This window comes from Mesorhizobium sp. STM 4661 (assembly GCF_000359125.1).
In the GTDB taxonomy this organism is placed as follows: Bacteria; Pseudomonadota; Alphaproteobacteria; order Rhizobiales; family Rhizobiaceae; genus Mesorhizobium.
Window position 1 is genome coordinate 30,827 of the sequence record NZ_CAAF010000008.1, and the last position, 23,578, is coordinate 54,404.

At 64.2% G+C, this 23,578-nt stretch carries 28 protein-coding genes; 16 read left to right on the plus strand and 12 right to left on the minus strand.

What is annotated here, in order from left to right:
* Nucleotides 1-77: 77 nt before the first annotated feature.
* The gene (gene ligD / locus MESS4_RS03055; protein ID WP_006326397.1) at nt 78-2,597 is read right to left on the minus strand and encodes a DNA ligase D; all 2,520 of its coding nucleotides are present in this window, start codon (nt 2,595-2,597) and stop codon (nt 78-80) included.
* A 9-nt stretch (nt 2,598-2,606) separates the two neighbouring features.
* Nucleotides 2,607-3,470, minus strand: a complete 864-nt coding sequence (locus tag MESS4_RS03060; RefSeq protein WP_006326399.1) for a Ku protein — start codon at nt 3,468-3,470, stop codon at nt 2,607-2,609.
* A 365-nt stretch (nt 3,471-3,835) separates the two neighbouring features.
* On the opposite strand from MESS4_RS03060, the gene MESS4_RS31555 reads away from it, so the two are divergent.
* Both MESS4_RS31555 and MESS4_RS03065 read left to right on the plus strand, forming a co-directional pair.
* Complete coding sequence (locus MESS4_RS31555) at nt 3,836-3,973, plus strand: hypothetical protein (protein ID WP_006326402.1); 138 nt, start codon at nt 3,836-3,838, stop codon at nt 3,971-3,973.
* A 189-nt stretch (nt 3,974-4,162) separates the two neighbouring features.
* Entirely contained in the window at nt 4,163-4,612 is a 450-nt protein-coding gene (locus tag MESS4_RS03065; protein ID WP_006326404.1) for a DCC1-like thiol-disulfide oxidoreductase family protein, read from the plus strand.
* Between the two features lie 10 nt (nt 4,613-4,622).
* On the opposite strand, the gene MESS4_RS03070 is transcribed toward MESS4_RS03065, so the two are convergent.
* The 3 genes from MESS4_RS03070 to MESS4_RS03080 form a co-directional block, all read right to left on the minus strand.
* Nucleotides 4,623-5,006, minus strand: a complete 384-nt coding sequence (locus tag MESS4_RS03070) for a DUF1850 domain-containing protein (RefSeq protein WP_006326405.1) — start codon at nt 5,004-5,006, stop codon at nt 4,623-4,625.
* A complete protein-coding gene (locus tag MESS4_RS03075; protein WP_006326406.1) occupies nt 5,003-7,123 on the minus strand; it encodes a TRAP transporter permease in 2,121 nt (706 codons plus the stop codon). The genes MESS4_RS03070 and MESS4_RS03075 overlap by 4 nt, the downstream gene beginning before the upstream one ends.
* Before the next feature lie 231 nt (nt 7,124-7,354).
* The gene (locus MESS4_RS03080) at nt 7,355-8,314 is read right to left on the minus strand and encodes a TAXI family TRAP transporter solute-binding subunit (RefSeq protein WP_006326407.1); all 960 of its coding nucleotides are present in this window, start codon (nt 8,312-8,314) and stop codon (nt 7,355-7,357) included.
* A 347-nt stretch (nt 8,315-8,661) separates the two neighbouring features.
* On the opposite strand from MESS4_RS03080, the gene MESS4_RS03085 reads away from it, so the two are divergent.
* From MESS4_RS03085 to MESS4_RS03100, 5 genes are all read left to right on the plus strand, one after another.
* The gene (locus MESS4_RS03085; protein ID WP_006326408.1) at nt 8,662-9,021 is read left to right on the plus strand and encodes a YciI family protein; all 360 of its coding nucleotides are present in this window, start codon (nt 8,662-8,664) and stop codon (nt 9,019-9,021) included.
* Entirely contained in the window at nt 9,021-9,206 is a 186-nt protein-coding gene (locus MESS4_RS33230) for a hypothetical protein (RefSeq protein ID WP_006326409.1), read from the plus strand. Before MESS4_RS03085 ends, MESS4_RS33230 begins: the two co-directional genes overlap by 1 nt.
* An 82-nt stretch (nt 9,207-9,288) precedes the next feature.
* Nucleotides 9,289-9,657 (plus strand): YciI family protein, encoded by a 369-nt coding sequence (locus MESS4_RS03090; protein ID WP_006326410.1) that lies wholly within the window; start codon nt 9,289-9,291, stop codon nt 9,655-9,657.
* A gap of 118 nt (nt 9,658-9,775) precedes the next feature.
* The gene (locus MESS4_RS03095) at nt 9,776-10,129 is read left to right on the plus strand and encodes a YciI family protein (protein ID WP_006326412.1); all 354 of its coding nucleotides are present in this window, start codon (nt 9,776-9,778) and stop codon (nt 10,127-10,129) included.
* Nucleotides 10,129-11,376: an RNA polymerase sigma factor gene (locus tag MESS4_RS03100; RefSeq protein WP_006326413.1), complete on the plus strand. Its 1,248-nt coding sequence runs from the start codon at nt 10,129-10,131 to the stop codon at nt 11,374-11,376. The genes MESS4_RS03095 and MESS4_RS03100 overlap by 1 nt, the downstream gene beginning before the upstream one ends.
* 248 nt (nt 11,377-11,624) lie before the next feature.
* On the opposite strand, the gene cysK is transcribed toward MESS4_RS03100, so the two are convergent.
* The 5 genes from cysK to hrcA form a co-directional block, all read right to left on the minus strand.
* Nucleotides 11,625-12,605 carry a cysteine synthase A gene (gene cysK, locus MESS4_RS03105; RefSeq protein WP_006326417.1) on the minus strand — a complete coding sequence of 327 codons (981 nt, stop codon included), beginning with the start codon at nt 12,603-12,605 and terminating at the stop codon, nt 11,625-11,627.
* 177 nt (nt 12,606-12,782) lie between these two features.
* Complete coding sequence (locus MESS4_RS03110; protein WP_006326421.1) at nt 12,783-13,400, minus strand: LysE family translocator; 618 nt, start codon at nt 13,398-13,400, stop codon at nt 12,783-12,785.
* Between the two features lie 84 nt (nt 13,401-13,484).
* Entirely contained in the window at nt 13,485-14,843 is a 1,359-nt protein-coding gene (locus tag MESS4_RS03115; RefSeq protein ID WP_006326423.1) for a sorbosone dehydrogenase family protein, read from the minus strand.
* 93 nt (nt 14,844-14,936) lie between these two features.
* On the minus strand, nt 14,937-15,134 hold the full coding sequence (locus MESS4_RS03120; RefSeq protein WP_006326425.1) for a hypothetical protein: 198 nt from the start codon (nt 15,132-15,134) through the stop codon (nt 14,937-14,939).
* Between the two features lie 11 nt (nt 15,135-15,145).
* A complete protein-coding gene (hrcA, locus tag MESS4_RS03125; protein WP_006326427.1) occupies nt 15,146-16,228 on the minus strand; it encodes a heat-inducible transcriptional repressor HrcA in 1,083 nt (360 codons plus the stop codon).
* A 156-nt stretch (nt 16,229-16,384) separates the two neighbouring features.
* Between hrcA and rph the strand changes: the two genes are divergently transcribed.
* The 7 genes from rph (at nt 16,385) to MESS4_RS03160 (ending at nt 20,808) form a co-directional block, all read left to right on the plus strand.
* Entirely contained in the window at nt 16,385-17,101 is a 717-nt protein-coding gene (gene rph, locus MESS4_RS03130; protein WP_006326433.1) for a ribonuclease PH, read from the plus strand.
* Between the two features lie 184 nt (nt 17,102-17,285).
* Complete coding sequence (locus MESS4_RS03135; protein ID WP_006326434.1) at nt 17,286-17,696, plus strand: VOC family protein; 411 nt, start codon at nt 17,286-17,288, stop codon at nt 17,694-17,696.
* Nucleotides 17,696-18,403: an RdgB/HAM1 family non-canonical purine NTP pyrophosphatase gene (rdgB, locus tag MESS4_RS03140; RefSeq protein WP_006326435.1), complete on the plus strand. Its 708-nt coding sequence runs from the start codon at nt 17,696-17,698 to the stop codon at nt 18,401-18,403. Before MESS4_RS03135 ends, rdgB begins: the two co-directional genes overlap by 1 nt.
* On the plus strand, nt 18,400-19,563 hold the full coding sequence (hemW, locus tag MESS4_RS03145) for a radical SAM family heme chaperone HemW (protein ID WP_006326436.1): 1,164 nt from the start codon (nt 18,400-18,402) through the stop codon (nt 19,561-19,563). Before rdgB ends, hemW begins: the two co-directional genes overlap by 4 nt.
* 109 nt (nt 19,564-19,672) lie before the next feature.
* Nucleotides 19,673-19,993, plus strand: a complete 321-nt coding sequence (locus tag MESS4_RS03150; protein ID WP_006326437.1) for a hypothetical protein — start codon at nt 19,673-19,675, stop codon at nt 19,991-19,993.
* Nucleotides 19,994-20,023: 30 nt separating this feature from the next.
* Complete coding sequence (locus tag MESS4_RS03155; protein WP_006326438.1) at nt 20,024-20,347, plus strand: low molecular weight protein tyrosine phosphatase family protein; 324 nt, start codon at nt 20,024-20,026, stop codon at nt 20,345-20,347.
* Nucleotides 20,348-20,370: 23 nt separating this feature from the next.
* Nucleotides 20,371-20,808 carry an EamA family transporter gene (locus MESS4_RS03160; RefSeq protein WP_006326445.1) on the plus strand — a complete coding sequence of 146 codons (438 nt, stop codon included), beginning with the start codon at nt 20,371-20,373 and terminating at the stop codon, nt 20,806-20,808.
* A 73-nt stretch (nt 20,809-20,881) separates the two neighbouring features.
* On the opposite strand, the gene MESS4_RS03165 is transcribed toward MESS4_RS03160, so the two are convergent.
* Nucleotides 20,882-21,073: a hypothetical protein gene (locus tag MESS4_RS03165; RefSeq protein ID WP_006326447.1), complete on the minus strand. Its 192-nt coding sequence runs from the start codon at nt 21,071-21,073 to the stop codon at nt 20,882-20,884.
* Between the two features lie 160 nt (nt 21,074-21,233).
* On the opposite strand from MESS4_RS03165, the gene rsmI reads away from it, so the two are divergent.
* Complete coding sequence (gene rsmI / locus MESS4_RS03170; protein ID WP_006326449.1) at nt 21,234-22,148, plus strand: 16S rRNA (cytidine(1402)-2'-O)-methyltransferase; 915 nt, start codon at nt 21,234-21,236, stop codon at nt 22,146-22,148.
* Nucleotides 22,120-22,518: a YraN family protein gene (locus tag MESS4_RS03175; RefSeq protein WP_006326450.1), complete on the plus strand. Its 399-nt coding sequence runs from the start codon at nt 22,120-22,122 to the stop codon at nt 22,516-22,518. The genes rsmI and MESS4_RS03175 overlap by 29 nt, the downstream gene beginning before the upstream one ends.
* Nucleotides 22,519-22,662: 144 nt before the next feature.
* On the opposite strand, the gene MESS4_RS03180 is transcribed toward MESS4_RS03175, so the two are convergent.
* Entirely contained in the window at nt 22,663-23,469 is an 807-nt protein-coding gene (locus MESS4_RS03180) for an undecaprenyl-diphosphate phosphatase (RefSeq protein ID WP_006326452.1), read from the minus strand.
* Between the last annotated feature and the right edge of the window lie 109 nt (nt 23,470-23,578).

Consider the following 23,578-nt stretch of genomic DNA (forward strand, 5'->3'; position numbering starts at 1 on the left):
GAGGGGGGTGGGAAGGATCGCTACGTCTGCCATTCGGCCAACGCCGCATCCGAAGGTCTTCACTCCGTCTTTGTGAATCACCCCCGCTTCAGCACCTTGCCCATCTTGAAGAAATCTTCCCACGGATCGGCCTCGGCTAGCCGCTTCAGCGTCGTCTTGTCACCGATCGGAAAAGCATTTGGCGCCAGCCCGGCCTCGATTTCCGGCCAGGTCACCGGCATCGATACCGTCGCCCCCTTCTTGGCTCGCGACGAATAGGGCGCGACCGTTGTCGAGCCGCGGCCGTTGCGCAGATAGTCGACGAAGATCTTTCCCGTGCGCGCCTTCTTCGACAGCGTCGCCGTGTAGCGCTCGGGTGCCGCCTGCTCCAGCGCGCGGGCGAAATCATGGGCGAAGGTCTTCACCGCGTCCCAATCCGCCGATGGTTTCAGCGGCACGACGACATGGTAGCCCTTGCCGCCCGATGTCTTGACGAAATTCGGCAGCGACAGCCCGTCGAGCTGGCCGTGAATGTCGAGCGCCGCCGCGCGCACCGCCTTGACGTCGACGCCTTCGTCCGGATCGAGGTCGAAGACGATCTGGTCGGGCTTCTCCAGCTCGTCGACAGTGCAGCCCCAGATGTGGATCTCGACCACGCCATACTGGACCAGGGCAGCGACGCCGTCGAAATCCCCGATGAACAATATCTCCTCGCCATCCGTCGGATCCTTCATCCTGGCGATCTTGTCATGCATGCCGGCCGATGCATGCTTCTGGAAGAAGCGCGGGCCGCCAATGCCGTCCGGCGCCCGCACCAGGCTGAGCGGCCGGTTGACGATGAATTTTTCCATGCGCGGCCAGACCAGGGCGTAGTGATCGAGCAGACCCTGCTTCGATATTTTTTCCTCCGGCCACAAAAGCTTGTCCGGATGGGAGAGCTTGACTGTGGTTTTCACCGCCCCCGTGGATTTCGCGGCGGCGGGCTTCGCCTTCTCTGCCTTGTCTTTGGTCGCTGCCTTGCCTGTCGATGCTTTCGGCTTTTCCTGCACGACTTCCTCCGCCGGCTTGTCCTCGCGCAATCCCTGGAACGAGGCATGACGTATTATACGGTCCGAGGTCCAGCTGCGGAATTCCACTTCGCCGACCAGCTCCGGCTTCACCCAGGCCAGTCCCTTGCCCTTCGGCACGGCGGCAGCGAAGGGTGAGGCCGTCGCCTTCAGCGCATCGAGCCTTTTCTTCAGATCCGCAGCGGTTTTGACCGAAAAGCCGGTGCCGACCCGGCCGGCATAGTGCAGCTTGCCACGCTCGTGATAACCGACCAGCAGCGAGCGCAGGCCACGTCCGGTCTTGTCCGACGGCAGATAGCCGCCGATGACGAATTCCTGGCGCGACGTGCATTTCGACTTCACCCAGGTGAGACCACGACCGCTGCGATAGGGCGCGTCGGCGCGCTTGGAGACGATGCCCTCCAGTCCCATGCGGCACGCATGCTGCAACATGACCTTGCCGGGCTCGGCGAAATGATCGCTGAAGCGGACCGCCGGATTGTCCGGCTGCTTGCCGAGCAATTCCTGCAAGGCCTGCTTGCGCTCGACCAGCGGCTCGGCGCGCAGGTCCTCGCCGTCAAGCCGCATCAGGTCGAAGACGTAGTAGAGAAAACGGTTGGTGCGGCGCGTCGACAGATCCGCCTGCAGCAGCGCGAAGGAAGAAACACCGCTGTCGGCGAGCACGACGATCTCGCCGTCGATGATGGCGTCGGTGCATTTCAGACGCCCGAGTTCCGCGACGATCTCGCCGCCGAATTTCCCGGTCCAGTCGAGACCGGTGCGGGTCAGCAGCCGCACTTCGGTGCCGGCAAGCTGCGCCTGCATGCGATAGCCGTCGAACTTCACCTCGTGCAGCCATTCCTCGCCGGCAGGGGCATCCCTCTCCAGCGTCGCAAGGCATGGTTCGATGAAGTCGAGCCGCTTCGCTGCCTTGGCCTTCTTACCGGCCGCCGGTTTGTTTGAATGCCAGACCTTCGGCTTCCTGCCGTCGGCGGTCTTGCCTTCCGCGACCTCTTCGATCGTCAGGCCCGACTTCGCCGATTGCGGCGCCTCTTCAAGGATGTCCTCACCGGGGCGGGCCGCGGCATCGTCGGATTTGATCAGCAGCCAGTTGTCGCGCTTTTCGCCGGAACGCGGCTTCAGCCGCACCAGATGCCAGACGCCATGCAGTTTGTGGCCCTTGAGTTCGAAGCTGATATGGCCTTTCTTCATCGCCTTGGCCGGGTCGCTCTCCGGCGTCCAGGTGCCCTCGTCCCAGACGATGACGGTGCCACCGCCATATTCGCCCTTGGGAATGGTGCCCTCGAAGGGCGCATAGTCGATCGGGTGGTCCTCGACATGCACGGCAAGCCGCTTCTCATGTGGGTCGAGGCTCGGGCCACGCGTTACCGCCCAGCTCCACAGCACGCCGTCATGTTCGAGGCGAAGGTCGTAGTGCAGCCTCGTGGCGGCATGCTTTTGGATAACGAAGATGCCGCCCGCCTTGCCTTTGCCGCCGCGTGAGACCTTGCCGGCCGGTTCCGCCGTTTTCCTGAAATCGCGCTTGGCGTGATATTGTTCGAGGCCGGCCATGCCGAAATCCTACGCCGACTTGCGCCGGGCTGCGGCGGTTTTCGGCTTGGCCCGCTTCGCCTGCGATCTGGCCTTTGCCGGCGGCTTTGCCTGCTCGCCCGACGACAGGCTCTTCTTCAGCGCATCGAACAGATTGACCACGTTTGACGGCTTCGGCGCTGCCTTGGCTTTTGGCGCCTTCTTGCCGGCCTTCTTGGCGCGGATCAGTTCGAGCAGCGCATCCTCGTATTTGTCGTCGAATTTGGAAGGGTCGAACCTGGCTTTCTTCTTGTCAATGATGTGCTCGGCCAGATCGATCATCTCATCGTCGGTCTTCGTCGCCTTGATGTCGTCGAAGACGCTGTCCGGCTGGCGCACCGTGTTGTCGTAGCGCAGCGTGGTCAGCACCATGCCCTTGCCCAGCGGCTCGACGACCACCGGCCGTTCCCGGCTGTAGAGCACGATGCGGGCCAGCCCCGCCATCTTCTTGGCAACCATGGCGTCGCGGATGACGGCGAAGGCTTCCTCCGACACCTTGTCGGCCGGCGACACATAATAGGGCGTGTCGAGATAGATCTGCTGGATCGAGGTTTTTTCGACGAACCCATCGAGGTTCATCGTATGAGAGGATTCGATCTGCACCGCCTCGATCTCGTCCTCCTCGACATGGACGAACGCGCCATCCTCGACCTCGTAGCCCTTGATCTCGTCGCCCTCTTCCAGCGGCTTGCCGGTCTCGGCATCGACATAGATGCGTTTCACCGTATTGCCGGTCTTGCGATTGAGGATGCGGAAGGACACCTTTTCGGCTTGGGTGACGACATTGGTCAGTTCGATGGCGCAGGTCACCAGTGAAAGTTTCAGATAGCCTTTCCAGGCCGGGCGCGGCGCCATGACGAACTCCCTCAGCGATGTGGGTTCAACCGAGAACGGACAGAGCCCATTCCGGTTCCGGCGACGCACGCGCGGCGAGACCGGATGCTTTTGGACCGCGCGCACGGAAATTTCGCGACGCCGGCCGAAGTTGAAACAGAACCGCGCCTGAGCGACATCCAAACGAAACATATGTGATGCAAAAGTCACAGTGGGCGGAATGTCGACAAACAGCATGGAAAGACCCCGAATCAGCCGCATTCCAGCCACGAACCAGGGCGTTTCGGACCAAAAATTAACATCACGTTCACCGACTATTCACGCCTCGACGCTATGATGCCCGCAATTCGGAAGGGACATCCGAAATAGGGACAGGGACAGGTAAAATGAACTTCTTGACGCACCTTATCGGCTATGCCGCCGCCATCCGCGAATTCGTCGCGCCGACCTACCGGCCGGAGCGCTATTACATGCGCGGCCCAGGCCCGGCTTGCGCCCGTCGCGGCAGCTCGCTCGGCATTTAGCGCGCATTGACCATGACCTTCGAAAGCCGTCATGACAGCCGGATCTGCAGGCCGGCCGCAAACCATCGCGCAACCACCTACCGCGTCGAGCGCCCCGCGCTGGCCGACAGACGGCGTGCGACAACGCCAGGACTTTGATGCAGCCGTCGGCTGGCTTAGTGTCGTGAGACACTAGCAGCTGGGGCCAACATGACCGACCTGCCCGAACCGACCCATCCTTGCCAACCACCATCCCCAGGGGCAAACCCGCCGCTGATCGTTTTCGACGGCGTCTGCGTGTTCTGCTCGGGCTTCGTGCAAGTGGTGATCCGGCTCGACCGCAAGAGCCGCTTCCGCTTCGCCACGGCGCAGTCGCCGTTTGGCGAAGCGCTGTTCCGCAAACATGGCCTGCCGACCGACAGCTACGAGACCAATCTGGTCCTTATCGGTGGCGCCGCCTTCACCCGGCTGGAGAGTTTCGTCGCCGTCATGGCCGAACTGGGCTGGCCGTGGCGGGCGGCGAGAATGCTGCTCATCCTGCCGCGGCCGCTGCGCGACTGGCTCTACGATCGCATCGCAAAGAACCGCTATGCCCTGTTCGGCAGGAAGGACAGCTGCGAGATTCCTTCGGCCGAGCTGAGAGGGCGGCTGATTGGCTGACGATTGTCCGCTAACGAGACTGGCTCGAATCGTCTGAAGCGCAGGGCTCCAGCACGATCGTGTCGCCGGCGGCCTTGCCCAGCTCGCGGCAGCCCTGAACCGTGCACAGCATCCAACCGCCGCCGGTTGCGCCGGAGGCGGCGAGCACAACACGGCGCTGGACGCCGACCCTGGGCACATAGGCCCACCAGCCGCCTTTCAGCACCGCGCCTTCCGGCGGCTCCATGCCGGCGCCCGAACCCTTGATGCGGGCTTCTATGACCTGCAGGCCCGACGGCAACACCTTCCAGTCTTCCTGCCAGCTGGTCTTTTCCACCGAATGCGTCCAGGACAGCGTGAAGGCTGTGACAGAAAGCGTCACCGTCTTGCCGGCGGCCAGGATGCACAGGCTCATGCCGTACCGGCGACAGGCCGCGCGCGCCAATAATGCCAGCCGATCCATATGAGAGCGAGCGCCCAGCCGGCCTCGTCGGTGAGCGGCAGTGCCGCGACAAACAGCACGCCGGCGGCGAAGGCGACGAGGCGTTCCCACAAGGCCATGCGCACGACGAGGAAGCCGACAGCTGCGGCGCCCCAGAGCACGATGCCCATGCAGGCCTTGACGACGATATAGGCGACCTCGACGGGATAGCCGAACTGAGCGGCGATCGGTCCGGCGTCCTGCAGCATCAGCGCCGGGGTGTAGACCGCCATGAACGGCACGACGAAGCCGGCGATGGCGAGCTTGGTCGCCTGGATGCCGATCTTGAGGCCGCTCTCCTTTGCCATGGGTGCCGCGGCAAAGGCGGCCAGCGCCACCGGCGGGGTAAGGTCGGCCATGATGCCGAAATAGAAGACGAACATGTGGCTGACCACCAGCGGCACGCCGAGCGACAAAAGGGCCGGCCCGGCCAGCGACGAGGTGATGATATAATTGGGAATGGTCGGGATGCCCATGCCGAGCACCAGGCAGGTGAGCATGGTCAGCACCAGCGACAGGAACAGGTTGTTCTCGCCGATCGAGATGATCCAGCCGATGAAGGTCGACGCAATGCCGGTGAGCGTCAGTGTGCCGATGACGATGCCGACGATGGCGCAGGCGATGCCGACCGGCAGCGCGTTCTTCGCGCCCTCGGCAAGCGAGTCGATACAGATCCGCAGCGTCTCGCGCCCGCCCTTGAAAGTGAAGCAGGCGGCAATGAGCGCAACGATCACCAGTACGAGGATATTGACACCGAACCTCATGAACGAAGCGGCGGCAAGCCCGAGCGCCAGCCAGAAGACGACACGGAACGCAAACGGCCCGATCAGCGCCGCCAGCGGCGTGCCGAGGATGAGCACGATGGTCAACGCCAGGCCCATGGTGCCGGCGAAGATCGGCGTGTAGCCGGCGAACAGGAGGTAGATCAGTGCCGCCAGCGGCAGCACCAGCGGCCAGTGTTTTCTCACCGCGTCCCATGGATTGGGCAGGTCCGCCTTGGCCATGCCGTGCAGGCCGGCCTTGCCGGCTTCCAGATGCACCTGCCAGAAACAGGCGCCGAAATAAAGCAGCGCCGGGATGATCGCCGCCTTGACCACTTCGGCATAAGGAATGTTCAGCGTCTCGGCCATGATGAAGGCGACGGCACCCATCACCGGCGGCATGATCTGGCCGCCCATCGAGGAGGTCGCCTCGACGGCGCCGGCGAAGGCCGAGCGGAAGCCGAAGCGCTTCATCAGCGGGATGGTGAACTGGCCGCTGGCCACCACATTGGCGACGCCGGACCCGGAAATGGTGCCCATCAGCGCCGAAGAGAGTACGCAGACCTGCGCCGGGCCGCCGCGCCACGAACCGACAAGACCCAGGGCGAAGTCGTTGAACAGCGCGATCATGCCGGCGCGTTCGAGAAAGGCGGCGAAGACGACGAAGATAAAGATATAGGCGGCCGAGACATAGATCGGTGTGCCGTAGATGCCTTCGGTGCCGAAGGCGAAGGTGTCGACGAGCTGGGCGAAATCATAGCCGCGATGGATGAAGGGCGCCGGCAAATGATTGCCGACGAAGCAATAGGCGAGGAAGATGAAGGCGATGACCGCCAGCGGCAGCCCCATCAGCCGCCGCGCCGCCTCGAAGACCAGCACCACCAGCACCGTGCCGACGATCAGGTCGGGTGTGGTGAGGAAGCCGGAGCGGCGGATGAGGTCGGTGTAAAACACCCAATTGTAGAGACCGGTGCCGAAGCCGAGCACGCCAAGCCCCCAGAACACCGCCTTGGCCGGCAGGCTTTTGGCGCGCAGATTGGCGATCAGGGCAAAGCCGAGCAGCAGCAGGAAGCCGACATGCATGGCGCGCACCACCTGGCTCGGAATGCTGCCATAGGCGGCGATGTAGATCTGGAAGACGGAAAAGGCGATGGCAATGAGGAAGGCCGCCTTGCCGGCGATGCCTTCGCCGAAGCCCGGCGGCAGACCTTCCATGGGCTCTTCGGCGGCGGTGGGATGGAACGCGGCTGATTTGCCGTCGGTTATTGTTCCGGACGTTGCTTCCCTCATCCGACGCACTCCAAAGCGAGCGAATTGTAGTGCGAGGCGCCCCCCTCTGCCCTGCCGGGCATCTCCCCCTCAAGGGGGGAGATCGGCAGCGTCACTGTCGGCGCTCGTCCCGCAGCGTCGGCGATTAGCGAAGGGCGTGGCGACGGCCAATCTCCCCCCTTGAGGGGGAGATGCCCGGCAGGGTAGAGGGGGGTGCTTGGCGAAGGCATGTCAGATTGCCGAGCCCCCTCCCTACTTCACCAACCCATTCTCCTTGTAGTAGCGCTCGGCGCCGGGATGCAGTGGCACCGGCATGCCGTCGAGCGCCTTGGCCGGGTCGATCGCCTTGGCGGCGGCGTGGGCAGCAGTGAGCTGGTCGAGATGCTCGAACAGAAGCTTGGTCATCTGATAGGCGGTCTCGTCGGAGACATCTGAGCGGGTGATGAGGAAATTGCCGACGGCGGCGGTCGCCACATCCTCGTCCTGGCCTTCATAGGTGCCCTTGGGGATGACCACCGAAAGATAGGGCGAGCCGATCTTGGCGACATCCTCGGCCGACACGGCAACGACGCTGATCGGCACGGAGGTGGCAAGGTCGCGGATCGAGGCGACGCCGAGGCCGGCCGATTGCAGCGTGGCGTCGAGCTGGCGATTCTTGATCAACTCGACCGATTCGGCGAAGGGCAGATATTCGACCCGGCCGAGATCCTCGTATTTCAGCCCGGCGGCGGCGAATATGGCGCGGGCGTTGAGCTCGGTGCCGGAGGCCGGCGCGCCGACCGACAGGCTCTTGCCCTTAAGATCGGCGAGCGTCTTGATGCCCGAGTCCCGGCTGGCGACGATCTGGATGTAGTTGGGATAGATGGCGGCAATGCCGCGCAATTTGTCGAGCTTGCCGGGGAAACCGGCCTCGGTGTTGCCTTGGGCCGCCAGCTTGACGGAATCGCCCAGCGCAAAGGCGATCTCGCCCTTGCCCTGCTGCAGCAGATTGAGGTTCTCGACCGAGGCCTTCGTCGCCTGCACCTGGGTGCGGGCGCCTTCGATGCCCTTGCCGTAGATTTCCGACAGCGCGACGCCGAGCGGATAATAGACACCGGAGGTGCCGCCGGTCAGCACATTGATGAATTCCTGCGCCTTGGCCGGCAGCGCGCCCAGGCCAAGCGACAGCGCCACCGCGCCGGCAGCAACAAGTTTCGTTCTGAAATTGAGCATCATATCCTCCCTGAAATGGTGGTCGCCGCACCGCCTCCCAGCGCGAGCCGAGGCGAGTTTAGACAGTGACCGGGAAATGCCAACCCGCAATTGCAGTGATTAGAGCGACGTGCGTCCACTTGGACGCACAAAGTACGCTCTAACACTTTGACTCCATGCATCGTGCTTTCCGAAAATCGATTCGATTTTCGGGCCGATGCAGTAGACGAACGGTTGAGGCACGAGCCGGCTTGCGCAAGATGGCTTGGGGGCCGAAAGATTTTTGCGGTGCCTGTCGAAATCGCGCGAAGCCGCGCGACATACGTTCGGCCGGCAATGACGCGGCCTTCGAAAAACGGGAGAAGACCATGCGATACATGCTTTTGATCTACGGAAACGAAGCCGCCATGATGGCGGCGCCGGCACAGGCGCTGACTGAGATGAAGAGCGCCTACTTCGCCTATAACGAAGCCTTGAAGAAGGGCAGCGCCTGGATCGGCGGCGACCAGCTGCAGCCGACCCAGGCGACCACCTCGGTGCGCATCGTCGACGGCAAGACCAATGTGCTCGACGGTCCCTATGCCGACACCAAGGAGCAGCTGGCCGGTTTCTACATGATCGAGGCCAAGGACGCCGACGCCGCGATCGCCTGGGCGGCGCGCTGTCCGGGCGCCAGCACCGGCGCGATCGAGGTGCGGCCAATCTGGGAACAGCAGCCCAGTCCGTGATGGCCGAACTGCTCGACACCGCAAGGGCGGCGGCCGAGACCGCCGCCCGGCAAAGCCGCGGCAAGCTGGTGGAGTCGCATCGATGCGGTGCGGCGCCGGCTGACCGCATGTCCAATGCCGGACGAGCGGCTCAGGCTGATGTTCGCCTGCGCCTATCCGGCGCGCCAGAAGCCGAAAGATTTTAGCAGCGGCTGTCGAAATCGGCCGAGACCGCACGACATAGGGTCGGCCCGCACGGAGCGGCCTTTCGAAAAACGGGAGAAGACCATGCGATACATGCTTTTGATCTACAATGACGAAGCCGCTACGGCGAATGCGCCGCGCGAGAGGATCGAGCAGATCCTCGCGGCCTATGGCGCCTATACCGAAGCGTTGAAGACATCCGGCGCATGGCTGGCCGGCGACCGGCTGCGCCCGACCCAGGCGGCCGCCTCGGTGCGGATGGCTAACGGCAAGACCAACGTGCTCGACGGCCCCTATGCCGACACCAAGGAGCAACTTGCCGGCTTCTACATGATCGAGGCGACCGACATCGACACGGCCAAGGAATGGGCTGGGCGCTGTCCGGCAGCCAGTACCGGCACGGTCGAGGTGCGCCCGATCTGGGAAATGGCCGAATACCTGTCTGAGAAATGACCGAAACGCCGCGACGAAGCCGAAGGATTTTCGCTGTCGCCTGTCGAAATCGGACGAGGCCAGGCGACATAGGTTCGGCCAGCAACTGAGCGGCCTTCGAGAAAACGGGAGAAGACCCATGCGATACATGCTTTTGATCTACGTCAACGAAGCCGCGATGGCGGCAGCGCCGACCGACAAGACCTACGAGATCAGCGCCGCCTATGGCGCCTATACCGAGGCGTTGAAGACGTCCGGCGCCTGGCTCGCCGGCGACCGGCTGAAGCCGACCCAGGCCGCCACTTCGGTGCGCATGGCCAACGGCAAGACCAACGTGCTCGACGGTCCCTATGCCGACACCAAGGAGCAGCTCGCCGGTTTCTACATGATCGAGGCCGAGGACGCCGATGCCGCGATCGCCTGGGCGGCGCGCTGCCCCGCCGCCAGCGCCGGCACGGTCGAGCTGCGGCCGATCTGGGAACAGACCATGTGATGGAGAATGGCCTGGAGATCGCGCGGGCGGCGGCCGAGGCGGCCGCCCGGCAAAGCTACGGCAAGCTGGTCGCCTGGCTCGCCGCCCGCACGCGCGACGTCGCCGGCGCCGAGGACGCGCTGGCCGACGCCTTCGCGGCGGCATTGGAACGCTGGCCGCAGACCGGCGTGCCCGAGAAGCCGGAAGCCTGGCTGCTGGCGGTGGCGCGCCGACGTCGGGTCGACGCGGTCAGGCGGCGGCTGACGGGCGAGGCCAGCCGCGACCATCTCAGGCTGATCGCCGAGGAGATGGAGGCACGCATGACCGACGACGACCTGCCCGACGAGCGGCTCAGGCTGATGTTTGCCTGCGCCCACCCGGCGATCGAGGCGAGCGTGCGCGCGCCGCTGATCCTGCAGACAATTCTGGGTTTCGACGCGGCGACAATCGCCTCGGCCTTCCTGGTGTCGCCGGCGACGATGGGCCAGCGCCTGGTGCGCGCCAAGGCCCGTATCCGCGACACCGGCATTCCCTTCCGTGTGCCCGAGCGGACCGAGCTCGGCGAGCGGCTGGACGCGGTGCTGGAGGCGATCTACGCGACCTTTGCCGAAGGCTGGTCCGACCCCGCCGGCACCGAGACCCGGCGGCGCAACCTCGCCACCGAAGGCATCTGGCTCGGCCGGCTGATGGCCTCGCTGATGCCGCACGAGCCGGAAGCGCTCGGCCTGCTGGCGCTTATGCTGTTTGCCGAAGCGCGGCGGGCGGCCAGGCGCAGCGCCGAAGGTGACTTCGTGCCGCTTAAAGAGCAGGATTGCCGGCTGTGGGACCGCGCCCTCATCGATGAGGCGGAAGCACTGCTTTCCTGTGCCGCCACCAAGGCGGTGATCGGCCGCTACCAGCTCGAAGCAGCAGTGCAGTCCGCCCATGCGGCACGACGGCTGACCGGCCGCACCGACTGGCCGGCGATCCGCGAACTCTACGACGCATTGCTTTCGATCGCGGGCTCGCCGGTGGTGGCGATCAACCGCGCGGTGGCGATTGCCGAGGCTGACGGTGCGGCGGCGGGATTGGCGGCCCTTTACGTGCTGGGTGACGACAAGCGGCTGGATAACTACCAACCTTATTGGGCCGCACGCGCCGGCCTGCTGGCCAGGCTGGGCACGACCACGCAAGCCGCCGAGGCCTATGACCGGGCGATCGGCCTGGAGCGCGACCCGGCCGTGCGGCGGTTCCTGCAGGGGAAACGGAAAGACCTCGACGAGAGTTGAAGCCAAGTTCATGCCGAGCGTCGAGGCAGAACCTTGCGAAACGGCGGCGGGACAGCGCCCCCCTCTGTCCTGCCGGACATCTCCCCCACATGGGGGGAGATCGGCCGTCATCCTGGCCTTCGCCAATCGCCAACGTTGCAGGAATGAGCGAAGCGCTCAAGCTGCCAATCTCCCCCCTCGTGGGGGAGATGCCCGGCAGGGCAGAGGGGGGCGTGAAGGATCGCTACGAATCCCTGGATGGCGCGGACCTAAGCCCCCAGCCCTTCGAACAGGATGGTCGACAGATAGCGTTCGGCGAAGGACGGGATGACGACCACCAGGTTCTTGCCCTTGTTCTCCGGCCGCGAGCCGACGACGATCGCCGCCTGCAGGGCCGCGCCCGAGGAGATGCCGACCGGCACGCCTTCGAGGCGGGCGACGAGGCGGGCATTGGCGACCGAATCCTCGTTCGAGACCTTGACGATCTCGTCATAGATCGTGGTGTCGAGGATCTTTGGCGCAAAACCGGCGCCGATGCCCTGGATCTTGTGCGGGCCGGGCTGGCCGCCCGACAGCACCGGCGAGGCTTCCGGCTCGACGGCGACGACATGCACCGAGGGCTTGCGCTTCTTCAGCACCTGGCCGACGCCGGTGATGGTGCCGCCGGTGCCGATGCCGGCAACGAAGATGTCGACCTCGCCATGGGTGTCGTTCCAGATCTCCTCGGCCGTCGTCGTGCGATGGATTTCCGGATTGGCCGGATTTTCGAACTGTTGCGGAATGACGGCGTCGGGCAAGGTCGCTGCCAGTTCGTCGGCCTTGGCGATGGCGCCCTTCATACCCTTCGGCCCTTCGGTCAGCACCAGCTCGGCGCCGAGCAGCGCCAGCATCTTGCGGCGTTCGACCGACATCGTCTCCGGCATGGTCAGGATCAGCTTGTAGCCCTTGGCGGCGGCGGCGAAGGCGAGCGCGATGCCGGTGTTGCCAGAGGTCGGCTCGATCAGCGTGGTGCGGCCGGGCGCAATCCTGCCCGAAGCCTCCAACGCCTCGATCATGGCGACGCCGATGCGATCCTTGACCGAACCGATCGGGTTGAAGAATTCCAACTTGGCGAGCAAATTGGCGACGACGCCCTTTTCCCTGGCGAATTTGTCGAGCCGCACCAGCGGCGTGTCGCCGATCGTCTCGGTGATCGAATTGAAGACGCGGCCGCGGCCGGGCACGCGGGCGGGGGTGACGGGCTTGTTCATTGGTTTCGCTCCCAGGAGTCAGGCAATAGAATTTGAACAGGCAGGATAAGGCCTTCAGCCGCGCAAGATAAGCTGCCGATAAAAAATATCCGAGTGGGGCACATGCTGAAAAACGCTCGTGCTCCGGAAGGATTTCCGAGAAGGGCCTGTTTCCGGAATCGTTTGGCCGAAAGAAGCCTACTGGCGGGCGGCAATCGCTGCGGCGGCGCCGACCATGAAGCTGGCGGCGGTGCGGTTCAGGACTTTAAGCGCGCGCGGCGACTTCAGGAACCAGCGCGCCTTGGCCGCCAGCGCCAGATAGGGCACCAGCACCACCAGGAGCACGACCACGGTGAGCGCGACGAGGATGCCGTAGTCGGCCAGCGTGATGGTCTTCAGATCGACGATGGTCGGGGTGATGGCGAGGTAGAAGATCATCGTCTTCGGATTGCCGAGGGTGACTGCCAGGCCGGCGATGAAGCTCGACGCCAGCCCGCTTTTGCCCTTTTTGACTTCGACCGTTTCGGGCGTGATGCCGCTTGTCCAGAAACGCCAGCCGAGGAAGGCAAGATAGGCTACGCCGGCCCATTTGATCGCCAGGAACACCATGCCGAAGGTCTGCGCGACGAAAGCGAGGCCGAGCACTACGGCGGTGAGGTAGGTCAGATCACCGAGCATCAGCCCGAACGACATCGCCAGCGACGAGCGGAAGCCGGAGCCGAGCGCCCGCGCCACAAGCGCGGTGACGCCCGGACCGGGAATGGCGGCGGCGATGCCGAGGGCAGCACTGTAGGCGAGGAATCCGGCAAGGGTCATGGTCAGCCTTGTCGCACAAAATGCGGACTGGCGTGAATTCCCTGAAGGTCGAATCGATTGCGCCAGCGGCGCGCAAGGCCGCGGTCAGGACCGGCCGGCGCTATAGGTCACGCGCCAGATGGTGCCGTTGCCGTCCTCGGTGACGATCAGCGCGCCGTCTTTGGCCACCGCCACGCCGACCGGGCGGCCCCAGACCGCTTCGTCCGAGACGACGAAGCCGGTCATGAAATCCTCATATTCGCCGGTCGGCTTGCCATCCCTGAACTTCAGCCGCACGACCTTGTAGCCGGTCCTGACGCCGCGGTTCCACGAACCGTGCAGGGCAACGAAAGCATCCCCCGGATAGTCGGGTGGAAAGCTTTTGCCGTCATAAAAGACGATGTTGAGCGGCGCCGAATGCGCCTGCATCAGCACGTCGGGAACGGTCGCCTTGCCGGCAAGGTCGGGTCGCTCGCCCTTGCGGCGCGGATCGTCGTTGTTGCCGATATAGTACCAGGGCCAGCCGTAGAAGGCGCCGTCCTTGACCGTCGTTGCATAGTCGAACGGCACATTGTCGCCAAGCGAGTCGCGCTCGTTGACGACGCACCAGAGCGCACCGGTGGTCGGCTGGATGGTCATGCCCGAACAATTACGCAGGCCGGTGGCCACGACCCTCCTGTTCTTGCCGTCCGGATCGAAGGCCAGCACATCGGCGCGGCCATCCTCCATGCCCCAGGCCGCGCCCAGCGGCTTCGATTTCACCCAGGCGTCGAGGCCGCCCTCCGGTTCCTTCGCCATGCCTTCCTCGCCCACATTCGAGTTGGAACCGACCGACAAATAGAGTGTCTTGCCGTCTGGCGAGAAGGCGATGTCGCGGGTCCAGTGGCTCTTCCTGGGAATCTTGTCGACGATGGTCTCCGGCTTGCCCTGGGCTTTCAGGTCGCCGTTGCGATAGGCAAAACGCACGATGCTATCGCTGTTGGCGACATAGACCCACTGCGGATCGTCGCCAGGCGGGTAAAAGGCAATGCCGTAAGGCCGCCTGAGGCTGCTGGCGAAGATAGACGTCTTGTCGGATTTCGCGCTGCCCTCGGCGAGACGATAGAGGCGTATCTGGCTGTCTTTGCTGTTGGCAACGAACAGGTCGCCGTTCGGGGCCACGCGGACGACGCGCGGATTGACGATGCCGGAGGCGATGAGTTCGGCCGAAAAGCCCGGCGGCAGGATCGGCTTGGCTTCCTCGGGCCGTTGCACCACGCCGGGGCCGTTCGAGACGGATTCGGTTACATAAGGCGCCTGCAGATCCTCAGGCCTGATCAAGCGGCGCACGCCCGGCCGGTCGGCACGCCAGTCGCCGAAGGCGGCTTCGCCTTTCAGCACCGGCTCAGCCGCCTGCTGGGCGAAAGTCGTTGTGGCAAGAAACAAGGTTACGGGAATGGCCGCCAGACCGGCAAATCGGATCATTCTGCCCTCCAGGATTCTACCCGAAGCAATAACGGCCGGGCTCGACGGTCGTTCCCGACAGATGGTTCCGCACACGGGGAATTGAAGGAGGGCTCAGTTCCCTGCGGCGTAAAAATCGTCATCGAGACGCTTTTCCAGCGTGACGAGGTCGTCCGGCAATGGCAGGCCCATGGCGCGCATTTCCCGCAGCTTTTCGCGCAACTGCTCCTGGATCTCATGCTGGTCCTCGGGCTGATTGACCATTTCTTCCAGCAGCATGCTGATCTGGGCCTTGAATGATTCCAGCGCCATTCTTTTTCTCCTTACCTCAGCATCCGGGAAATAAGCTGCGCCGTATAGTCCACCATCGGCACTATGCGCGCATAGTTCAGCCGGGTCGGGCCGATCACCCCAAGCGCACCGACGACGCGGGCGTCCTTGTCGCGATAGGGCGCGACGACCAGCGACGAGCCCGACAGCGAAAACAGCTTGTTTTCCGAGCCGATGAAGATGCGAACGCCCGGCCCATCCTCGGCGAGGTCGAGCAGCTGGATCAGTCCGTCCTGCGTCTCCAGATCCTCGAACAGGTGCCTGAGCAGCTCGATGTCGGCCTGGGCGGTGACGTTTTCCAGGAGATTGGCGCGGCCGCGCACGATGAGGCGCGCCGGCAGGCCGCTGTCGGCGCCCGCCCAAACCGCCAGGCCCTTCTCGACCAGATCCTGCGACAGCGTGTCGAGGGCAGCTCTCGTCTCTTCCTTGATGCGGGCGATCTCGATGCGGGCCTCGGCCAGCGTGCGGCCGCGGATATGGGCGTTGAGGAAGTTCGAGGCCTCATGCAATTGCGACACGGTGATGCCGGCGGGCAGGTCGACGACACGGTTTTCGACGTCGCCATTCTGCGAGACGAGCACGGCCAGCGCCTTGGTCGGCTCGAGCTGGATGAATTCGATGTGCTTCAGCGCCACTTCGTTCTTGGCGGCAAGCACGAGGCCGGCGCCGCGCGACATGCCGGACAGCATCTGGCTGGCTTCGGTCAGCATGTGCTCCAGCGTCGCGCCCGAGCCGGAAGCCCGCACCTGCGCCTCGATGACGCGGCGCTCCTCGTCGGAGAGGTCGCCAAGCTCCATGAAGGCATCGACGAAGAAACGCAGGCCCGCCTGCGTCGGCAGCCGGCCGGCCGAGATGTGCGGCGCATAGATCAGGCCGAGATGCTCGAGATCGCTCATCACGTTGCGGATGGTGGCCGGCGACAGCGACGACGGCAGGATGCGCGACAGGCTGCGCGAGCCGACCGGCTCGCCATCCCTGAGATAGGAATCGACAATGCGCCGAAAGATGTCGCGCGAGCGCATGTCGAGCGATTGGAGCGCTGGTGACTGCGACGCGGGATCGACTGCCTTGGTCATTCGGGCCAAAAACCTCCGATATCAAGGATATAGAGTTCGGCGGTATCAGCGCAACCCGGTTGCGCCAGCGAGCCCCAGTCCATTTTCCTTTGCGCCATGCGCCCCATGCGGTTACAAGCCGGCCACGATTCCGAGAATAACAAGAAAGAAGCCTGAATGCGCCCTTCCAAACGCCAACCCGACGAAATGCGCGCCATCTCCTTCGAGCGCGGCGTCTCCAAGCACGCGGAAGGCTCATGCCTGGTGAAATTCGGCGACACGCATGTTTTATGCACGGCGAGCCTGGAGGAGAAGGTGCCGGGCTGGATGCGCAATTCCGGCAAGGGCTGGGTGACGGCGGAGTACGGCATGCTGCCGCGTTCGACCGGCGAGCGCATGCGCCGCGAGGCCTCCGCCGGCAAGCAGGGCGGGCGCACGCTGGAAATCCAGCGGCTGATCGGCCGTTCGCTGCGCGCCGTGGTCGACCTGCAGGCGCTGGGCGAGCAGCAGATCACCGTCGACTGCGACGTGATCCAGGCCGATGGCGGCACGCGCACCGCCTCGATCACCGGCGGCTGGGTGGCGCTTCATGACTGCCTGCGCTGGATGGAGGCAAGGCAGATGGCCAGCGTCGCCAAGGTGCTGAAGGACCATGTCGCGGCAATCTCCTGCGGCATCCATGACGGCCAGCCGGTCATCGACCTCGACTATCTCGAGGATTCCTCGGCCGGTACCGACGCCAATTTTGTCATGACCGGCAAGGGCGGTATCGTCGAGATCCAGGGCACCGCCGAGGGCGAGCCCTTTTCGGAAGAGCAGTTCGCGGCGCTGATGGGCCTGGCCAAGAAAGGCATCCAGCGCCTGGTCAGCCTGCAGCAGATGGCCGTGGTGTAATTTCTCGAATGCCGAGCTTGTCCACCCCCCTCTGGCCTGCCGGCCATCTCCCCCTCAAGGGGGGAGATCGGATATCCAATCGGCTTTCGCCAACTGTCGGCGGCGCAGAATGTGCGGGGGCACTGAAGCTGCCAATCTCCCCCCTTGAGGGGGAGATGGCCGGCAGGCCAGAGGGGGGCGCCTCGTGACGCCCTCTGCCATTCTGGAATCTGCTCTCTACGTCACGGACCTCGCCGACGCCGAATCCTTCTACCGTGACGTCCTCGGCCTCGATCTCCTCGGCAAGGTCGACGGCCGCCATCTCTTCTTCCGCTGCGGTGACGGCGTGCTGCTCATCTTCAATGCCGAGGCAACGAAAGTGCCGCCGGCGCGCGACGCCAGGCTGAAAGTGCCGCCGCATGGTACGGTCGGCGAAGGCCACCTCTGCTTTGCCGCAAGCGCGGACGAAATCGCGCGCTGGAAGGCCCATCTGGAAGCGAAGAAAATCGCCATCGAAAGCGAGTTCGAATGGCCGCAAGGCGGCCGCTCGATCTATATTCGCGACCCCTCCGGCAATTCGATCGAATTCGCCGAACCAAGGATCTGGGGCATCTGATGCATTCGCCAACTGCACACTCGCCGACTGCCCATTCGCTTGACGGCAACAGGATCGTCGTCGCCAGCCACAATGAAGGCAAGCTGCGCGAATTCGCCGATCTGATGGCGCCCTTCGGCTTCGAAGCGAAGTCGGCAAAGGAATATGGCCTGCCGGAACCGGACGAGACCGGCACCACCTTCGAGGAGAACGCCTATATCAAGGCTTTTGCCGCCGCCCGGGCGACCGGCTTGCCGGCTCTGTCGGACGATTCCGGCCTGTGCGTGGAAGCGCTTGACGGCGCGCCCGGCGTCTACACCGCCAACTGGGCCGAAACCCCGGATGGTTCGCGCGACTTCGGCATGGCCATGCAGCGCACCGAGGTGGCGCTGCAGGACGTCGGCGCGGTCGATCCAGCCCAGCGCAAAGGCCGTTTCGTCGCCGTCATCTGCCTCGCCTTTCCCGATGGCGCCGCCGAATATTTCCGCGGCGAGGTCGAGGGCACGCTGGTGTGGCCGCCGCGTGGTGAGCTCGGCTTCGGCTATGATCCGGTATTCTTGCCGGACGGTTTCGAAAAGACCTTCGGCGAGATGAGTGCTGCGGAAAAGCATGGCTGGAAGCCCGGCCAGCCGGAGGCGCTGTCGCATCGCGCCCGCGCCTTCCAGAAATTCGCCCAAGCCCGATTGGATTTGGCGCGATTGGATTTGGCCCGATCGGGTTCGAAATGACCATGCTGCTCGACCGCAGCCCCGGCTTCGGCGTCTACATCCACTGGCCATTCTGCGCGGCCAAGTGCCCCTATTGCGATTTCAACAGCCATGTCCGCCACCAGCCGGTCGACCAGGAGCGTTTCGCGCGTGTCTTCGAGACGGAGCTGGCGACAATGCGCGCCCGCACCGGGCCGCGCGAGGTGACCAGCATCTTTCTCGGCGGCGGCACGCCGTCGCTGATGCAGCCGCAGACCGTGGCGGCGGTGCTGGACGCCGTGGCAAAGAACTGGACGGTGCCCGATGGCATCGAGGTGACGCTGGAGGCCAACCCTTCATCCGTCGAGGCCGAGCGCTTTCGCGGCTATCGGGCGGCGGGCGTCAACCGGGTGTCGCTCGGCGTGCAGGCGCTGAACGACAAGGATTTGCGCTTCCTGGGCCGGTTGCACAATGTCGAGGAAGCGCTGCATGCGATCGGGCTGGCGCGCGAGATTTTCCCGCGCCTCTCCTTCGACCTGATCTATGCACGGCCCGGCCAGACACCTGAAGCCTGGCAGACCGAACTCGAACAGGCGATCGGCCATGCCGCCGACCATCTGTCGCTCTACCAGTTGACCATCGAGGAAGGCACGCCGTTCCACGCGCTGCATGCGGCGAAGAAATTCACCATTCCCGACAATGACCACGCCGCCGACCTCTATGCGCTGACGCAGGAGATCACGGCGGCGCACGGCCTGCCGGCCTACGAGATTTCCAACCACGCCAGGCCGGGCGCCGAAAGCCGGCACAATCTGACCTATTGGCGCTATGGCGAATATGTCGGCGTCGGTCCCGGCGCGCATGGCCGCTTCGTCGAGAATGGCCGCCGCATCGTCACGATCGCGGAGAGAATGCCGGAGACCTGGGCCAATCTGGTCGAGGCCAAGGGCCATGGCATCACCGGCGGCGAAACCTTGAAGCGTTCGGAAGAAGCCGACGAGTTCCTGCTGATGGGGCTGCGGCTGGCCGAAGGCATCGATCTCACCCGCTACGAGGCGTTTTCCGGACGCGGCCTGTCGAGCGCGCGGCTGTCTGTGCTGCAGGGCGAGGGGCTGGTGGCGCCGATCGGCAACACCCGCCTGCGCGCCACGCCGGCCGGCATGATCGTGCTCGATGCAGTGGTGGCGGACCTTGCGCGTTGAGCTCAACCGCAAGCCAGCCGATCCATCGCGGACAATTTATCGTCTCGCACAAGAATGTTAGACACTCGGCTCAGTCAAATGAAGCAGTCGCATCCAACATGGGCCTGCCATGAAGTTTCTGATCCATGAGACACTGCGAACTTTGAACACGGATGATGTTTTCGAGTTTGGCGTGACCGAGATTTCGAAATCCCGAGAGTACGACGACCTCTACGAAGCGGAGATTGTGTTCAGCAGAAACCAAAAATCGAAAAGACACAAAACGTCAGGCCTGAGTGAGTTCGACGTAGTTCGTAATTTTATGACGTATGTTGGGACAAACCTTAGAGCGCTGGCAAAAAACGATTTGGTGGAGTTCGACCTCAACGGACTTACCCTCGATCAGTACATACCGCTGACCAAGACAATACGTGAGATTTGGGATGAGTAATTGCCTTAGTCGAATAGGTGCTGGCAGGTCTTGAAGAACGTCCTCTTCGTATGCAGCCAGAACCGCTTGCGCAGCCCGACCGCCGAGCAGGTGTTTTCCAAGCGCCGGGATATCGAGGTCGCCTCGGCGGGAACCAACCACGATGCCGATACGCCGCTGACGCATGAACTCGTCGCCTGGGCCGATATCATCTTCGTGATGGAGAAGGCCCATCGCGCCAAGCTGCAGAAGAAATTCAAGGCCAGCCTGAAGAAGGCGCGGGTGATCTGCCTCGATATTCCGGATGACTATGAATTCATGGACCCGGTTCTAATTCGGCTTCTGGAGACACGGGTTTCACGGTATCTCGGTTGAGAGGCCACTTGCGAGGCATGCCAATGAACCTGACCGTTTCCTCCTGGCAGTTATGGGCGCTGTTGTCGGCGGCCTTCGCCGCGCTGACGGCGATCTTCGCCAAGGTCGGCATAGAAAACATCAATTCCGATTTCGCCACCTTTATCCGCACGATCATCATCCTCGTCGTGCTCGGCGCGATCCTTGCCGCCAGCGGCCAGTTCCAATCGCCGGGATCCATCTCGGGAAAAACCTGGCTTTTCCTTGGACTGTCCGGCCTGGCGACCGGCGCTTCCTGGCTCTGCTACTTCCGCGCCCTGAAAATCGGCAATGCGGCGCAGGTGGCGCCGATCGACAAGCTAAGCGTCGTGCTTGTGGCGGTGTTTGGCGCGGTCTTTCTCGGCGAGCGACTGTCCGGCGTGAACTGGCTTGGCGTCGCCCTTATCGCGGCGGGTGCGGTGCTGGTCGCCTATCGGGGGTAGCGGCACGCCCTCGCGGGCGCTTTTCGTTTCGAGACGGGTGATGAAGATATCGAAGCGATTGGGCATCGTCCGGTCAGTGCTCCGTCGTGCTGTCGGTTTCGGTCCTGGCGTCAGCCAGCAGGCGACGCAAAAGCCGTTTGCCGGCTTCCCTGCTGTCGGCGGCGTTGGCGACTTCGGCAGGCAGGTTCTTGTCCTTCAGCGCGGCAAAGCGCTTGCGGCCGGCATAATAGGGTTCGAAAACGTCCTGTAGCTTCAGACTGTCCATCCTGCTCCTCCCAAGAGATCAAGATAAAATCCGCAGGCACCGGTTTCGTTCCCTACTGTGGCGAAGGCATGGCGCCCCCTTGACATCTGCGTGGCTTTTGCAACCTGCCGTCAGCCGTGCCAAACAGGTCCAAATGCATGCAAGCGGCTAGAGGGCACCGGTGACCGGCGAATTGGCGAAACGCAGCTATGTGATCGGGCAAACCGAGCTGGCGGCCCGGCCGCTCGGGCCGGCGCTCTATCTGGTGGCGACGCCGATCGGCAATCTCGCCGACATCACGCTGCGGGCGCTGGAGACGCTGGCCGCCGCCGACATCGTCGCCTGCGAGGACACGCGGGTCAGCCGCGTGCTGCTCGACCGCTACGGCATCCGCCGCCGCACCACGGCCTATCATGAGCACAATGCCGGCGAGGCCGGGCCGAAGCTGATCGCGGCACTCGAGGCCGGGCAGAGCGTGGCGCTGATTTCGGATGCCGGCACGCCGCTGATTTCCGATCCCGGCTACCGGCTGGTCGGCGAGGCGCTGGACCGCGGCATCCGCGTGGTGCCGATCCCCGGCCCGTCGGCGCCGCTTGCCGCGCTGACGGCTTCCGGCCTGCCTTCCGACGCCTTCCTGTTCGCCGGGTTTTTGCCGGTGAAATCGGGGCAGCGGCTGACCCGGCTGGAAGCGCTGAAAAGCGTGCCGGCGACGCTGATCTTCTTCGAATCACCACGCCGGCTGGCCGAGACGCTTCTGGCCATGGTCGAGGTGCTGGGCGGCGCCCGCAAGGCGGCGATCGGCCGCGAGCTGACCAAGACCTTCGAGGAAATGCGGACCGGTACCTTGCAGTCGCTCGCCGACCACTATGCGGCGGCCGACACGCCGAAGGGCGAAATCGTCATCTGTGTCGGCCCCGCCGAAACCAAGGCAGACGAGCCTGAAGACATCGACCGACTGCTTATGTCGCTTGCGGCCGAGATGCCGGCCTCCAAGGCGGCGGCGGAAGCGGCAAAGATGACCGGCGGCCAGAAGCAGGCGCTGTACCGGCGGCTGCTCGAACTCAGGGATGTCGGTGGAGGCGAGGGTGGCGACTAAGCGTCAGGCCCTTCACCGCCGGCAGGCCTACAGGCGCGGCCATCGCGGCGAATGGCTGGCGTCAGCGGCGCTGATGCTGAAAGGCTACCGGATCCTGGCCCGCCGCCACCGCACGCGGTTCGGCGAGATCGACCTGATCGCGCGGCGCGGCGACCTGGTGCTGTTCGTCGAGGTCAAGGCGCGCCGCACGCTGATGGAAGCGATGGAGGCACTTGCCTACGAATCGGAGCGCCGCATCGAAAGGGCCGCCGATCTCTGGCTGTCGCGGCAGCCTGACTATGGAAAACTGTCGGTGCGCTTCGACATGGTGGCGGTGCTGCCGTGGCGCTGGCCGGTGCATGTCGAGAACGCTTTTTATGGGCGGAATTGAGTGCCTTACCCTCCCCCTTGTGGGGAGGGTCGGCGAGCAAGCGACGCGAAGCGTCGTTGGCGAACCGGGGCGGGGGTATGGCGCCGACCCCCACCCCGATCCGCTTTGCGGATCGAAACCCTCCCCACAAGGGGGAGGGTAAGCTCACCCCCAGATCATCAGCGCCACAAGCCCGACGCCGCCGACGACCAGCCGCCACCAGCCGAACAGCGCATAGCCATTGCGCGAGACGTATTCGAGCAGGAAGCGGACGACGATCAGCGCGGTGACGAAGGCTGCGATGAAACCGACGGCGATGATCGGCAGGTCGGCGCTGCTCAGCACGTTGCGGTTCTTGAACAGGTCGAAGGCGAAGGCGCCGACCATGGTCGGGATGGCGAGGAAGAAGGAGAATTCCGCCGCCGCCCGTTTGTCGACGCCCAGCAGCAGCGCGCCGACGATCGTCGAACCGGAGCGCGACGTGCCGGGGATCAGCGACAGGCACTGGAACAGACCGATCTGCAGATAAAGCCTGGTCGGAAACCGCTCGACGTCGCGGTAGACCGGCTTCAGCTTCATGCGGTCCACCAGGAGCAGTACCACGCCGCCGATGATCAGCATGATGCAGATCAGCCGCGGCGACTCGAACAGGATCGTCTTGATGAAATCATGCGCCAGCGCGCCGATGACGGCCGCCGGCAGGAAGGCTATGAGGATGCCGAGGGCGAAATGGCGCGTCAGCCGGTCATGCGGCAGGTCGAGCAGCATCTGCCACAGGCGGCGGAAATAGACGCTGAGGATCGCCAATATGGCGCCGAGCTGGATCAGGATCTCGAAGGCCTTGCCGGTCGAGCGAAAGCCGAGAAAATGGCCTGCAAGCAGGATATGGCCGGTGGAGGAGACAGGAAGGAACTCGGTCAGCCCCTCCAGCAGGCCGAGCAGCAGCGCTTGGACGATGGTCTGGCTTTCCATGGCAACCTCGGCGTTCGATTGAGAGCTTGAAGGAACGGCTTGCGAAAGGGCTTGCTTGTCACGGCGCGGAACTCCCCCTATAGGTCGCAGCACCCTGACGGCCCGGTGA

What these genes read in the sequence shown, in the direction of transcription:
- ligD (WP_006326397.1), bottom strand. Translation starts at nt 2,597, where the DNA reads ATGGCCGGCCTCGAACAATATCACGCCAAGCGCGATTTCAGGAAAACG.
- MESS4_RS03060 (WP_006326399.1), bottom strand. Translation starts at nt 3,470, where the DNA reads ATGGCGCCGCGCCCGGCCTGGAAAGGCTATCTGAAACTTTCACTGGTG.
- MESS4_RS31555 (WP_006326402.1), top strand. Translation starts at nt 3,836, where the DNA reads ATGAACTTCTTGACGCACCTTATCGGCTATGCCGCCGCCATCCGCGAA.
- MESS4_RS03065 (WP_006326404.1), top strand. Translation starts at nt 4,163, where the DNA reads ATGACCGACCTGCCCGAACCGACCCATCCTTGCCAACCACCATCCCCA.
- MESS4_RS03070 (WP_006326405.1), bottom strand. Translation starts at nt 5,006, where the DNA reads ATGAGCCTGTGCATCCTGGCCGCCGGCAAGACGGTGACGCTTTCTGTC.
- MESS4_RS03075 (WP_006326406.1), bottom strand. Translation starts at nt 7,123, where the DNA reads ATGAGGGAAGCAACGTCCGGAACAATAACCGACGGCAAATCAGCCGCG.
- MESS4_RS03080 (WP_006326407.1), bottom strand. Translation starts at nt 8,314, where the DNA reads ATGCTCAATTTCAGAACGAAACTTGTTGCTGCCGGCGCGGTGGCGCTG.
- MESS4_RS03085 (WP_006326408.1), top strand. Translation starts at nt 8,662, where the DNA reads ATGCGATACATGCTTTTGATCTACGGAAACGAAGCCGCCATGATGGCG.
- MESS4_RS33230 (WP_006326409.1), top strand. Translation starts at nt 9,021, where the DNA reads ATGGCCGAACTGCTCGACACCGCAAGGGCGGCGGCCGAGACCGCCGCC.
- MESS4_RS03090 (WP_006326410.1), top strand. Translation starts at nt 9,289, where the DNA reads ATGCGATACATGCTTTTGATCTACAATGACGAAGCCGCTACGGCGAAT.
- MESS4_RS03095 (WP_006326412.1), top strand. Translation starts at nt 9,776, where the DNA reads ATGCGATACATGCTTTTGATCTACGTCAACGAAGCCGCGATGGCGGCA.
- MESS4_RS03100 (WP_006326413.1), top strand. Translation starts at nt 10,129, where the DNA reads ATGGAGAATGGCCTGGAGATCGCGCGGGCGGCGGCCGAGGCGGCCGCC.
- cysK (WP_006326417.1), bottom strand. Translation starts at nt 12,605, where the DNA reads ATGAACAAGCCCGTCACCCCCGCCCGCGTGCCCGGCCGCGGCCGCGTC.
- MESS4_RS03110 (WP_006326421.1), bottom strand. Translation starts at nt 13,400, where the DNA reads ATGACCCTTGCCGGATTCCTCGCCTACAGTGCTGCCCTCGGCATCGCC.
- MESS4_RS03115 (WP_006326423.1), bottom strand. Translation starts at nt 14,843, where the DNA reads ATGATCCGATTTGCCGGTCTGGCGGCCATTCCCGTAACCTTGTTTCTT.
- MESS4_RS03120 (WP_006326425.1), bottom strand. Translation starts at nt 15,134, where the DNA reads ATGGCGCTGGAATCATTCAAGGCCCAGATCAGCATGCTGCTGGAAGAA.
- hrcA (WP_006326427.1), bottom strand. Translation starts at nt 16,228, where the DNA reads ATGACCAAGGCAGTCGATCCCGCGTCGCAGTCACCAGCGCTCCAATCG.
- rph (WP_006326433.1), top strand. Translation starts at nt 16,385, where the DNA reads ATGCGCCCTTCCAAACGCCAACCCGACGAAATGCGCGCCATCTCCTTC.
- rdgB (WP_006326435.1), top strand. Translation starts at nt 17,696, where the DNA reads ATGCATTCGCCAACTGCACACTCGCCGACTGCCCATTCGCTTGACGGC.
- hemW (WP_006326436.1), top strand. Translation starts at nt 18,400, where the DNA reads ATGACCATGCTGCTCGACCGCAGCCCCGGCTTCGGCGTCTACATCCAC.
- MESS4_RS03150 (WP_006326437.1), top strand. Translation starts at nt 19,673, where the DNA reads ATGAAGTTTCTGATCCATGAGACACTGCGAACTTTGAACACGGATGAT.
- MESS4_RS03160 (WP_006326445.1), top strand. Translation starts at nt 20,371, where the DNA reads ATGAACCTGACCGTTTCCTCCTGGCAGTTATGGGCGCTGTTGTCGGCG.
- MESS4_RS03165 (WP_006326447.1), bottom strand. Translation starts at nt 21,073, where the DNA reads ATGGACAGTCTGAAGCTACAGGACGTTTTCGAACCCTATTATGCCGGC.
- MESS4_RS03175 (WP_006326450.1), top strand. Translation starts at nt 22,120, where the DNA reads ATGTCGGTGGAGGCGAGGGTGGCGACTAAGCGTCAGGCCCTTCACCGC.
- MESS4_RS03180 (WP_006326452.1), bottom strand. Translation starts at nt 23,469, where the DNA reads ATGGAAAGCCAGACCATCGTCCAAGCGCTGCTGCTCGGCCTGCTGGAG.